Annotated in this window: 12 protein-coding genes; 3 read left to right on the top strand and 9 right to left on the bottom strand. The window is 64.6% G+C overall.

The features are described from left to right. The first annotated feature begins 31 nt into the window (after positions 1-31). Positions 32-493: a thiol-disulfide oxidoreductase DCC family protein gene (locus tag EN939_RS07775; protein WP_127267560.1), complete on the top strand. Its 462-nt coding sequence runs from the start codon at positions 32-34 to the stop codon at positions 491-493. A 49-nt stretch (positions 494-542) separates the two neighbouring features. On the opposite strand, the gene EN939_RS07770 is transcribed toward EN939_RS07775, so the two are convergent. The 3 genes from EN939_RS07770 to EN939_RS07755 all read right to left on the bottom strand — a co-directional run bounded on the left by EN939_RS07770 (position 543) and on the right by EN939_RS07755 (position 4,233). Further along, positions 543-926 (bottom strand): DUF1850 domain-containing protein, encoded by a 384-nt coding sequence (locus tag EN939_RS07770; protein ID WP_127267559.1) that lies wholly within the window; start codon positions 924-926, stop codon positions 543-545. After that, complete coding sequence (locus EN939_RS07765) at positions 923-3,043, bottom strand: TRAP transporter permease (RefSeq protein ID WP_127267558.1); 2,121 nt, start codon at positions 3,041-3,043, stop codon at positions 923-925. The genes EN939_RS07770 and EN939_RS07765 overlap by 4 nt, the downstream gene beginning before the upstream one ends. Positions 3,044-3,273: 230 nt before the next feature. Continuing rightward, on the bottom strand, positions 3,274-4,233 hold the full coding sequence (locus EN939_RS07755) for a TAXI family TRAP transporter solute-binding subunit (protein ID WP_127267557.1): 960 nt from the start codon (positions 4,231-4,233) through the stop codon (positions 3,274-3,276). A 258-nt stretch (positions 4,234-4,491) separates the two neighbouring features. Here EN939_RS07755 and EN939_RS07750 point away from each other — a divergent pair, with 258 nt between their 5' ends. Then, positions 4,492-4,860, top strand: a complete 369-nt coding sequence (locus tag EN939_RS07750; RefSeq protein ID WP_127267556.1) for a YciI family protein — start codon at positions 4,492-4,494, stop codon at positions 4,858-4,860. 7 nt (positions 4,861-4,867) lie between these two features. Further along, positions 4,868-6,112: an RNA polymerase sigma factor gene (locus EN939_RS07745; RefSeq protein ID WP_127267555.1), complete on the top strand. Its 1,245-nt coding sequence runs from the start codon at positions 4,868-4,870 to the stop codon at positions 6,110-6,112. A 3-nt stretch (positions 6,113-6,115) separates the two neighbouring features. Here EN939_RS07745 and EN939_RS07740 read toward each other — a convergent pair whose 3' ends face one another. The 6 genes from EN939_RS07740 to EN939_RS07715 form a co-directional block, all read right to left on the bottom strand. After that, positions 6,116-6,742: a glutathione S-transferase family protein gene (locus EN939_RS07740; RefSeq protein ID WP_127267554.1), complete on the bottom strand. Its 627-nt coding sequence runs from the start codon at positions 6,740-6,742 to the stop codon at positions 6,116-6,118. 130 nt (positions 6,743-6,872) lie between these two features. Further along, complete coding sequence (cysK, locus tag EN939_RS07735) at positions 6,873-7,853, bottom strand: cysteine synthase A (protein WP_127267553.1); 981 nt, start codon at positions 7,851-7,853, stop codon at positions 6,873-6,875. Between the two features lie 194 nt (positions 7,854-8,047). After that, on the bottom strand, positions 8,048-8,665 hold the full coding sequence (locus EN939_RS07730; protein WP_127267552.1) for a LysE family translocator: 618 nt from the start codon (positions 8,663-8,665) through the stop codon (positions 8,048-8,050). 274 nt (positions 8,666-8,939) lie between these two features. Beyond that, on the bottom strand, positions 8,940-10,289 hold the full coding sequence (locus EN939_RS07725) for a PQQ-dependent sugar dehydrogenase (protein ID WP_127267551.1): 1,350 nt from the start codon (positions 10,287-10,289) through the stop codon (positions 8,940-8,942). A gap of 98 nt (positions 10,290-10,387) precedes the next feature. After that, positions 10,388-10,585: a hypothetical protein gene (locus EN939_RS07720; protein ID WP_023814156.1), complete on the bottom strand. Its 198-nt coding sequence runs from the start codon at positions 10,583-10,585 to the stop codon at positions 10,388-10,390. Between the two features lie 24 nt (positions 10,586-10,609). Next, positions 10,610-11,300: HrcA family transcriptional regulator (locus tag EN939_RS07715; RefSeq protein ID WP_164750908.1), on the bottom strand; the 691-nt coding region annotated here is incomplete at its 5' end.

Genomic DNA, 11,300 nt, shown 5'->3' with positions numbered 1-11,300 from the left:
GTGTCATAGGACACGAGCAGCCGAGGCCAGCGTGACCGACCATTCCCAACCCAGTCGACCCCAGTCAAATCGTCCCTCCGGAACAACTCTCGACGCACGCCATCGATTGATCGTTTTCGATGGCGTCTGTGTGCTCTGCTCCGGCTTCGTGCGCATGGTGGTCAGGCTCGATCGCCAAGGCCGTTTCCGCTTCGCCACCGCGCAGTCGCCCTTCGGTGAAACGCTGTTTCGGAAGCATGGACTGCGCACGGACTCTTACGAAACCAACCTCGTCCTGATCGACGGCGTCGCCTTCACGCGGCTCGACAGCTTCGTCGCTGTCATGGCGGAACTCGGCTGGCCCTGGCGGGCGGCAAAAACGCTGCTGCTGCTGCCGCGCCCGCTGCGCGACTGGCTCTATGAGCGCGTTGCCAGGAATCGCTACGCGCTGTTCGGCAGGAAGGACAGCTGCGAGGTTCCTTCTCCGGAGCTGCGCGAGCGGTTCCTTGACTGAGGATGTGGCTGCTGGAGAACGAGCCGCCGCTCAGCGCATTGATCGGGCGTTATCGCGGTTGGCTCGAACCGGTGGATTCGCACGGCTTCAGCACGATCGCGTCGCCGGCCCCCTTGCCCAATTCCCGGCAGCCTTGAACCGAGCACAGCGTCCAGCCGTCGCCGGTTGCGCCAGAGGCGGCGAGTATGACGCGCCGCTGTGGGCCGACCGTGGGCGTGTAGGCCCACCAGCCATTCTTCAGCACCGCGCCTTCCGATGGCTCCATGCCGGCGCCCGAGCTCTTGACCCGCGCCTCGACCAGCTGCAGGCCGATAGGCGTGACCTTCCAGTCTTCCTCCCAGCGCGTCCGTTCCACCGAATGCGTCCAGGACAGCGTAAAGGCGGCGACGGAGAACGTCACCATCTTGCCGGCGGCCAGGATGCAAAGGCTCATGTTTTGGCTGAAGCCTGCCGCGCACGAAAGCAGTGCCAGCCGATCCAGGCCAGCGCCAGCGCCCAGCCGGCCTCGTCGGTCAGCGGCACCGCGGCGACCAGCAGCACGCCGGCCGCGAAGGCGATGAGCCGTTCCCACAATGCCATGCGGCTGGCGAGGAAACCGACGGCGGCGGCACCCCACAGCACGATGCCCATGCAGGCCTTGGCGACGATGTAGGCGACCTCGACGGGATAGCCGAACTGGGCGGCGATCGGCCCGGCGTCCTGCAGCATCAGAGCCGGCGTGTAGACCGCCATGAACGGCACGACGAAGCCGGCAATGGCGAGTTTAGTCGCCTGGATGCCGATCTTCAGGCCACTTTCCCTAGCCATGGGTGCCGCGGCAAAGGCGGCCAGCGCCACTGGCGGCGTCAGATCGGCCATGATGCCGAAATAGAAGACGAACATGTGGCTGACCAGCAGCGGCACGCCAAGCTCGAGTAGCGCCGGCCCGGCCAGCGACGAGGTGATGATGTAGTTGGGAATGGTCGGGATGCCCATGCCCAGCACCAGGCAGGTGAGCATGGTCAGCAACAGCGACAGGAACAGATTGTTCTCGCCGATGGAGATGATCCAGCCGATGAAGGTCGAGGCGATGCCGGTCAGCGTCAGCGTGCCGATGACGATGCCGACGATGGCGCAGGCAATGCCGACCGGCAGCGCGTTCTTGGCCCCTTCGGCGAGCGAGTCGACGCAGATCCGCAGCGTCTCGCGGCCGCCCTTGAATGTGAAGCAGGCGACCACCAGTGCGGCGATGACGGCGCCGAGGAGATTGACGCCGAACTTCATGAACGAAGCGGCGGCAAGCCCGAGCGCGATCCAGAAGACGATGCGGAAGGCGAGCGGACCGATCGCTGCTGCCAGCGGCGTGCCGAGGATGAGCACGATGGTCAGCGCCAGGCCCATCGTGCCGGCGAAGATCGGCGTGTAGCCGGCAAACAGCAGGTAGACGAGCGCTGCCAGCGGCAGCACCAGCGGCCAGTGCTGTTTCACCGCGTCCCACGGATTGGGCAGGTCCGCCTTGGCCATGCCGTGCAGCCCGGCCTTGCCGGCTTCCAGATGCACCTGCCAGAAGCACGCGCCGAAATAGAGCAGCGCTGGGATGATCGCCGCCTTGACCACATCGGCATAAGGCACGTTCAGCGTCTCGGCCATGATGAAGGCGACCGCGCCCATCACCGGCGGCATGATCTGGCCGCCCATCGAGGAGGTCGCCTCGACGGCACCGGCAAAGGCCGAGCGGAAGCCGAAGCGCTTCATCAGCGGGATGGTGAACTGGCCGCTGGCCACCACATTGGCGACTCCCGAGCCGGAAATGGTGCCCATCAGCGCCGACGACAGCACGCAGACCTGCGCCGGGCCGCCGCGCCATGTGCCGACAAGGCCCAGCGCGAAATCGTTGAACAGCGCGATCATGCCGGCGCGTTCGAGAAAGGCGGCAAAGACAACGAAGATGAAGATGTAGGCGGCCGAGACATAGATCGGCGTGCCGTAGATGCCTTCGGTGCCGTAGGCGAAGGTGTCGACCAGCTGGGCGAAATCATAGCCGCGATGGACGAGCGGCGGCGGCAGATGGTTGCCGAAAAAGCAGTAGGCGAGGAAGATGAAGGCGATGATCGCCAGCGGCAGCCCCATCAGCCGCCGCGCCGCCTCGAAGACCAGCACCACCAGCACCGCGCCGACGATGAGATCCGGCGTGGTCAGGAAGCCGGAGCGGCGGATGAGGTCGGTGTAGAACACCCAATTGTACAGGCCGGTGCCGAAGCCGAGCGCCCCGAGCGCCCAGAACGCTGCTTTGGCCGGCATGCTCTTGGCGCGCAGATTGGCGATCAGGCCGAAGCCGAGCAGCAGCAGGAAGCCGACATGCATCGCCCTCACCACCTGGCTCGGCATGCTGCCATAGGCGGCGACATAGATCTGGAACACGGAAAAGGCGACGGCGATGAGAAAGGCGGCCTTGCCGGCGATGCCGTCGCCGAAGCCGGGTGGCAGGCCTTCGACCTGTTCTTCGACGGCAGGCAGATGGAAGGTGGTGGATTTGCCGTCGGTCGTTGTTCCAGACGATGCTTCGCTCATCCGACTGTCTCCAGAAGGAGCGAAGTGTAGTGCGAGGCGCCCCCCTCTGTCCTGCCGGACATCTCCCCCTCAGGGGAGATCAGCAGCGTCGGTGTCTGCGCACGTTCTGCAACGCTAGCGAATGGCGAAAGGTATGGTGACGGCCAATCTCCCCCCTTGAGGGGGAGATGCCCGGCAGGGCAGAGGGGGACGCCTGGCGAGTGCATCTCCGATAGCCGAGCCATGCTCCGCTACTTCAACAATCCCTTCTCCTTGTAATACCGTTCCGCACCGGGGTGCAGCGGCACTGGCATGCCGTCGAGCGCCTTGGCCTGGTCGATCGCCTTGGCGGCGGCATGGGCCGCGGCAAGCTGGTCGAGATGGTCGAATATCAGCTTGGTCATCTGATAGGCGATCTCGTCGGAGACATCGGCGCGGGTGATGAGGAAATTGCCGACGGCGGCGGTGGCGACATCCTCGCTTTGGCCCTCATAGGTACCCTTGGGAATGACCACCGAAAGATAGGGCGAGCCGATCTTCGCAACATCCTCGGCCGGCACCGCCACGACATTGATCGGCACCGAGGTGGCGAGGTCGCGGATCGAGGCGACGCCGAGTCCGGCCGATTGCAGAGTGGCGTCGAGCTGCCGGTTTTTGATCAGCTCGACCGATTCGGCGAAGGGCAGGTATTCGACCCGGCCGAGATCCTCGTATTTCAGCCCCGCGGCGGCGAAGATCGCGCGCGCATTGAGTTCGGTGCCCGACGCCGGTGCGCCGACCGACAGGCTCTTGCCCTTGAGGTCGGCCAGCGTCTTGATGCCGGACTCCTGGCTGGCGACGATCTGGATGTAATTGGGATAGATGGCGGCGATGCCGCGCAATTTGTCGAGCTTGCCTGGGAAACCGGCCTCGGCATTGCCTTCGGCGGCCATCTTGACGGAATCGCCGAGCGCAAAGGCGATCTCGCCCTTGCCCTGCTGCAGCAGATTGAGGTTTTCAACCGAAGCCTTGGTCGCCTGCACCTGGGTGCGAGCGCCTTCGATGCCCTTGCCGTAGATTTCCGACAACGCCACGCCGAGCGGATAATAGACGCCGGATGTGCCGCCGGTCAGCACGTTGATGAATTCCTGGGCTCCTGCCGACACAGCGCCAAGGCCAAGTGACAGCGCCACAGCGCCGGCTGCAACAAGTTTCGTTCTGAAATGAAACATCCGATTTCCCTCCCTGAAATATCGACGACCGCACCGCCTCCCAGGTGCGAACCGGGGCGAGTTTAGACAGTGGGCCGGAAATGCCAACCCGCAATTGTGCTCGTTAGACGAACGGTTGAGAGATCGGGAAGCAGATGGCGGCTTGCACAAAAATCCGTCGGAGCGGAAAGTTTTCCGCATCCTGTCGAAATCGTGCGCTGCCGCGCGACATACGTCCGGCTCGCAACGACGCGGCCTTCGAAACAACGGGAGAAGACCATGCGATACATGATTTTGATTTACGCCGACGAAGCCGCGATGGCGAATGCCCCGGCCGAGGCGACCTACCAGATGAGTGCCGCCTATGGCGCCTATACTGAGGCCCTGAAGAAATCCGGCGCGTGGCTGGCCGGTGACCGGCTGCGCCCGAGTCAGGCGACCACCTCGGTTCGGGTGGCTGGTGGCAAGACCAACGTCCTCGACGGCCCCTATGCCGACACCAAGGAGCAGCTTGCAGGCTTCTACATGATCGAGGCTGCGGATGCCGACGCCGCGATCGCCTGGGCGGCGCGCTGCCCGGCGGCCAGCGCCGGCACTGTCGAGCTGCGGCCGATCTGGGAACTGACCGAGTACCTGTCTGAGAAATGACGATGTGATGGACAGTCGCTCCGAGAACGCCCGGGCGGCCGCCGAGGCTGCCGCCCGGCAGAGCTACGGCAAGCTGGTCGCCTGGCTCGCTGCGCGCACGCGCGACGTGGCCGCCGCCGAGGACGCGCTGGCCGATGCCTTTGCCGCCGCCCTCGAGCGCTGGCCGCGAACCGGCGTGCCGGAAAAGCCGGAAGCCTGGCTGCTGGCGGTGGCGCGGCGGCGCCGTGTCGATGCGGTGCGGCGGCGGCTCACCAGCGAGGCCGGCCGCGAGCATCTCAAGCTGATTGCGCAGGAGGCGGAGGAACGCATGACCGAGGAAGACCTGCCCGACGATCGGCTGCGGCTGATGTTCGCTTGCGCCCATCCGGCGATCGAATCGAGCGTGCGTTCGCCGCTCATTCTGCAGACGGTGCTGGGGTTCGACGCCGCGACGATCGCCTCCGCCTTCCTGGTCTCGCCCGCAACCATGGGCCAGCGCCTGGTGCGGGCCAAGAGCCGCATCCGTGAAACCGGCATTCCGTTCCGCGTGCCGGAGCGGGCCGAACTCGGCGAAAGGCTGGACGCGGTGCTGGAGGCGATCTATGCCGCCTTCGCCGAAGGCTGGTCCGATCCGGCCGGCACCGAAACGCGGCGCCGCAACCTGGCGACCGAAGGCATCTGGCTCGGCCGGCTGGTGGCCTCGCTGATGCCGGAGGAACCGGAGGCACTGGGCCTGTTGTCGCTGATGCTGTTTGCCGAGTCTCGCCGCGCCGCACGGCGCAGCGCCGAAGGCGACTTCGTGCCGTTGGCGGAGCAGGATTGCCTTCTATGGGACCGTGCCCTCATCGACGAGGCGGAAGCGCTGCTTTCCCACGCAGCGGCCAAGGGCGTCATCGGCCGCTACCAGCTTGAGGCGGCCGTGCAGTCCGCGCATGCGGCACGAAGGCTCACCGGCCGCACCGACTGGGTGGCAATCCAGGAACTCTACGACGCGCTGCTTTCGATCGCAGGATCGCCGGTGGTGGCGATAAACCGCGCGGTGGCGATCGCCGAGGCCGAGGGCGCAGTGGCCGGATTGGCGGCTCTTTACGTGCTGGGCGACGACAAGCGGCTTGACGAGTACCAGCCCTATTGGGCCGCACGCGCCGGTCTCCTGGCCAGGCTTGGTCAGGTACCGCAAGCCTGCGAAGCCTATGACCGGGCGATCGGCCTCGAGCGCGACCCGGCGGTGCGCCGGTTCCTGCAAGGAAAAAGAGCGGTGCTCAGAAATTGAGCTTCAGCCCGGCCACATCTCGTGCGAGGTGTTGAGCGTCTTCATCAGCGGATGGTCGCGCAGCCGCGCCCACAGGCGTTCGATGTTCGGCCATGCCGTCCGCGCGCTGTCGATGTCGGGATACCAGGCCACCAGCATGACCAGATAGATGTCGGCCAGCGACATCCGGTCACCGACCAGCCAGTCACGGCCTTCGAGCGCGGCATCGAGAACGGCAAAGCCGCGGTCCATCTCTGCCACGGCCGCCTGCTTGACCGCCTTGGTGCCTTCGGGATCGGCAGTGTAGCGGTATGCGTAGTAGAAACGCAGCACCGCCGAATAGAGAACAGACGACATAAAGGCCATCCAGCGCAGGAAATCCGCGCGGGCAGGCGCTTCTGCTCCCGGCGCCAAATTGGCGTCGGGGTGTCGCTCGGCAAGCACGATGCAGATCGCTGCCGATTCGGTCATCGAGCTTCCGTCCGGCAAGGTCAGCACCGGCACCTGGTTCAACGGACTGATGTCGAGGAAGGCGGGATCGGGCCGGTCGGTCTTCGGCACGTCGATCTGCTCAAATGGTACATTGGCCAGCGCCAGCGCCGCCTCGACCACGAAGCCGCCGCTGCCGGGACGGGTATAAAGCTTGTACATAAATTCTCCCCCGGCCCGCGCAAAGCAGGCCGGGGGAGATATGAACCGGAAGCGGTGTGGCGCTCAAGCCGCCGATGGCGGCCACGGGCGTTTTTTCAGCGGGCCAGCTTGGTCACGAAGAAGCGTCGGACTACGATCCCAGCCCCTCGAACAGGATTGTCGACAGGTAACGCTCGGCGAAGGACGGGATGACCACCACAAGATTTTTGCCCTTGTTCTCCGGCCGCGAGCCGACGACGATGGCCGCCTGCAGGGCGGCGCCCGAAGAGATGCCGACCGGCACGCCTTCGAGGCGGGCGACGAGGCGGGCATTGGCCACGGAATCCTCGTTCGACACTTTGACGATCTCGTCATAGATCGTCGTGTCGAGGATTTTGGGCGCAAAGCCGGCGCCGATGCCCTGGATTTTGTGCGGGCCGGGCTGGCCGCCCGACAGAACAGGCGAGGAGTCCGGCTCGACGGCGACGACATGCACGGAGGGCTTGCGCTTCTTCAGCACCTGGCCGACGCCGGTGATGGTGCCGCCGGTGCCGATGCCGGCGACGAAGATGTCGACCTCGCCATGCGTATCGTTCCAGATTTCCTCGGCCGTCGTCGTGCGATGGATTTCTGGATTGGCCGGGTTCTCGAACTGCTGCGGGATGATCGCGTTGGGGATCGTCGCTGCCAGTTCGTCGGCCTTGGCGATGGCGCCCTTCATACCTTTCGGGCCTTCTGTCAGCACCAGCTCGGCGCCCAGCAGCGCCAGCATTTTCCGGCGCTCGATCGACATCGTTTCGGGCATCGTCAGGATCAGCTTGTAGCCCTTGGCGGCAGCGGCGAAGGCAAGCGCAATGCCGGTGTTGCCCGACGTCGGTTCGATCAGCGTGGTCTTGCCGGGAGAGATCTTGCCCGACGCCTCCAGCGCCTCGATCATCGCCACGCCGATGCGGTCCTTGACCGAGGCGATCGGATTGAAGAATTCGAGCTTGGCGATGAGATTGGCGACGATGCCCTTTTCCCGGGCGAACTTGTCGAGCCGCACCAGGGGCGTATCGCCGATCGTGTCGGTGATGGAATCGTAGACGCGGCCGCGGCCGGGCACGCGGGCTGATGTGGCGGGCTTCTTCATTTGTTTCGCTCCCAGAACTTCAGGCGAGTAAGGATTTCAGGCAAGTGGAATTGCAGGCAAGATAGGACCTTCGACCGTGCAAGATAGACTGTCGATTGAAAATATCCGAGTGGGACCTGTGTCTAAAACAGTGCCGTCTCGGAAAAGCATTTCCCGCAAAGGCCTGTTTGCGAAATGCTTTGGCCGAAAGCTCGCTATTGGCGGGCGGCAATCGCTGCAGCAGCACCGACCATGAAGCCGGCAGCCGTGCGGTTCAGCGCCTTGAGCGCGCGCGGAGATTTCAGGAACCAGCGCGCCTTGGCAGCCAGCGCAAGATACGGCACCAGCACCACCAACAGCACGACAACGGTCAGCGCGACGAGGATACCATAGTCTGCCAGCGTGATGGTTTTCAGGTCGACGATGGTCGGCGTGATGGCGAGATAGAAGATCATCGTCTTCGGATTGCCGAGCGTGACAGTCAGGCCGGCGGCAAAGCTCGACAGCAATCCCGCGCTGCCCGTTCGGGCCTCGACGGTCTCGGGCGTGATGCCGCTGTTCCAGAAGCGCCAGCCGAGGAAGGCGAGATAGGCGACGCCGAGCCATTTGATGGCCAGGAAAACCATGCCGAAACTCTGTGCGACGAAGGCGAGGCCAAGCACCACGGCGGTCAGATAGGTGATGTCGCCCACCATCAGGCCAAAGGACATCGCCAGCGACGAGCGGAAGCCGGAGCCGAGCGCACGCGCGACCAGCGCGGTGATGCCGGGACCAGGGATCGCGGCTGCGATGCCGAGGGCGGCGCTGTAGGCGAGGAATCCGGTAAGGGTCATGGCATTCGTCTCAGATCAGAATGCCTTGTCGCATGGGACCGGCTAAGATTGAATTCCCTGGGGTCGGATTCTATTGCACCAGATATCGGGGGCCTCGCCTCACGAAGCCCCCTCATCCGGCCGCTTCGCGGCCACCTTCTCCCCACTGGGGAGAAGAGACGAGCACGGGCCCGCCTACCTCCTCTACCCGCCGGGGAGAGGTCGGATTGTCCCGAATTGCTCTTCGCAATTCGGTTGGCAATCCGGGTGAGGGGGCCTGCGCTACCCAAGCAGATCAGGAGCGACCGTCGCCATGGGTGACACGCCAGATGGTACCGTTGCCGTCCTCGGTGACGATCAGCGCGCCATCCATGGTCACCGCCACACCGACCGGCCGGCCCCAGACCTCGCCGTTGGAGACGAAGCCGGTGATGAAATCCTCATATTCGCCGGTCGGCTTGCCGTCCTTGAACAGCAATCGCACCACCTTATAGCCGGTCCGGTTGCCGCGGTTCCATGAACCGTGCAGAGCGACGAAAGCATCGCCCTTGTATTCGGCCGGAAAGCTCTTCCCTTCGTAGAAGGCGATGTTGAGCGGAGCCGAATGCGCCTGCATCAGCACATCGGGAACGGTCGTTTTGCCGGCAAGATCGGGGCGCTCACCCTTGTGGCGCGGATCCTCATTGTCGCCGATATAGTACCAGGGCCAGCCATAGAAGGCGCCCTCCTTGACCACGGTCGCGTATTCGGGCGGCACATTGTCGCCAAGCGCATCGCGTTCGTTGACGACGCACCACAGCGCGCCGGTCGCCGGCTGCACGGTCATACCCGAGCAGTTGCGCAGGCCGGTGGCAAAGATGCGGCCGTTCTTGCCATCGGGATCGAAGGCCAGCACGCCGGCGCGGCCGTCTTCGGAACCCCAGGCTGCACCCAACGGCTGCGACTTCGCCCAGGCGTCGAGGCCGCCCTTCGGTTCCTTGCCCATGCGCTCGGCGACATTCGATCCCGAGCCGACCGACAGATAAAGCGTCTTGCCATCAGGCGAGAAGGCGATGTCGCGGGTCCAGTGATGATTGGCCGGGATGTTGCCGACGATGGTTTCCGGATCGCCGGAGGCCTTCAGGTCGCCATTGCGGTAGGCAAAGCGCACGATGCTGTCGCTATTGGCGACATAGACCCATTGCGGGTCAGCGCCCGGCGGATAGAAGGCAATGCCATAGGGCCGTTTGAGACTGCCGGCAAAGATGCCGTCCTGCACAGGGCTCGCACCGCCTTCGGCGAGGCGATAGATGCGGACCTGGTTGGCTTTGCTGTCGGCGACGAACAGGTCGCCGTTCGGCGCGACGCGCACGACGCGTGGATTGTCGATGCCGGATGCAACCAGCTCGGCCGAGAATCCCGGCGGCAGTTGCAGCTTCGCGTCTGCCGGCATGTCCGCAACGCCGGCGCTGTTAGAGGTCGATCTGTTGGCATAGGGCTTAGGCAGATCATCCGGTTCGATCAGGCGGCGTGTGCCCGGCTTGTCGGCTCGCCAGTCACCGAAGGCGTCCGCGCCTTTCAGCACCGGCTCGTCCGCCTGCTGGGCGAATGAAGCGGTCGAGAGAAACAGTGCGGCGGAAAGTGCGGAGCCGGCAAAACGCATCATTCGGTCCTCCAATGTTTGGGCGTGAAAACAGGAACGACCGGTTTCGTCGATCGTTCCACGGCACATGATGAGGTGGAGGAAGCTTCCGGTTCCCCGGTTCAGGTCCCGGCGGCGTAAAAATCGTCGTCGAGGCGTTTTTCCAACTCGACGAGATCGGCCGGCAGCGGCAGGCCCATGGCGCGCATTTCCTGCAGTTTTTCGCGCAACTGCTCCTGGATCTCGTGCTGGTCTTCCGGCTGGTTGACCATCTCCTCCAGCAGGAGGCTGATCCGGGCCTTGAATTCTTCGAGCGCCATCATCGTCTCCTCGGTTGGATCAGCTCAGCGCAGCATGCGTGAAATCAGCTGCGCCGTATAGTCGACCATTGGGACGATGCGCGCGTAGTTCAGCCGGGTCGGGCCGATGACGCCGAGCGCGCCGACGACGCGGGCATCCTTGTCGCGATAAGGCGCCACCACCAGCGACGAGCCCGACAGCGAAAACAGCTTGTTTTCCGAGCCGATGAAGATGCGCACGCCCGAGCCCTGCTCGGCGAGGTCAAGCAGCTGGATAAGCCCGTCCTGCGTCTCCATGTCCTCGAACAGATGCCGCAGCAGTTCGATGTCGGCCTGGGCGGTGACGTTTTCGAGCAGATTGGCGCGCCCGCGCACGATGAGCCGTGCCGGCAGGCCGCTATCGGCGCCGGCCCACACCGCCAGCCCCTTCTCGACTAGGTCCTGCGACAGCGTGTCGAGCGCGGCCCTGGTTTCTTCCTTGATGCGGGCGATCTCGATCCGCGCCTCGGCCAGCGTGCGGCCGCGTATATGGGCGTTAAGGAAATTCGAGGCCTCGTGCAGTTGCGAGACGGTGATGCCGGCGGGCAGCTCGACGACGCGATTTTCGACGTCGCCATTCTGCGACACCAGCACTGCCAGCGCCTTGGTCGGTTCGAGCTGGATGAATTCGATGTGCTTCAGCGCCACCTCGTTCTTGGCGGCCAGCACCAGGCCGGCGCCGCGCGACATGCCCGAC

Origin of the sequence: Mesorhizobium sp. M7A.F.Ca.CA.002.05.1.1, from assembly GCF_003998335.1 — a bacterium.
Taxonomy (GTDB): Bacteria; Pseudomonadota; Alphaproteobacteria; order Rhizobiales; family Rhizobiaceae; genus Mesorhizobium.
Note: the sequence above shows the minus strand (reverse complement) of the source record. Positions and strands in the feature narration are given on the sequence as shown.

Excerpts from the sequence above, each read along its gene's own strand:
- EN939_RS07770 (WP_127267559.1), bottom strand. The coding sequence starts at position 926 with ATGAGCCTTTGCATCCTGGCCGCCGGCAAGATGGTGACGTTCTCCGTC.
- EN939_RS07765 (WP_127267558.1), bottom strand. The coding sequence starts at position 3,043 with ATGAGCGAAGCATCGTCTGGAACAACGACCGACGGCAAATCCACCACC.
- EN939_RS07755 (WP_127267557.1), bottom strand. The coding sequence starts at position 4,233 with ATGTTTCATTTCAGAACGAAACTTGTTGCAGCCGGCGCTGTGGCGCTG.
- EN939_RS07750 (WP_127267556.1), top strand. The coding sequence starts at position 4,492 with ATGCGATACATGATTTTGATTTACGCCGACGAAGCCGCGATGGCGAAT.
- EN939_RS07745 (WP_127267555.1), top strand. The coding sequence starts at position 4,868 with ATGGACAGTCGCTCCGAGAACGCCCGGGCGGCCGCCGAGGCTGCCGCC.
- EN939_RS07740 (WP_127267554.1), bottom strand. The coding sequence starts at position 6,742 with ATGTACAAGCTTTATACCCGTCCCGGCAGCGGCGGCTTCGTGGTCGAG.
- cysK (WP_127267553.1), bottom strand. The coding sequence starts at position 7,853 with ATGAAGAAGCCCGCCACATCAGCCCGCGTGCCCGGCCGCGGCCGCGTC.
- EN939_RS07730 (WP_127267552.1), bottom strand. The coding sequence starts at position 8,665 with ATGACCCTTACCGGATTCCTCGCCTACAGCGCCGCCCTCGGCATCGCA.
- EN939_RS07725 (WP_127267551.1), bottom strand. The coding sequence starts at position 10,289 with ATGATGCGTTTTGCCGGCTCCGCACTTTCCGCCGCACTGTTTCTCTCG.
- EN939_RS07720 (WP_023814156.1), bottom strand. The coding sequence starts at position 10,585 with ATGGCGCTCGAAGAATTCAAGGCCCGGATCAGCCTCCTGCTGGAGGAG.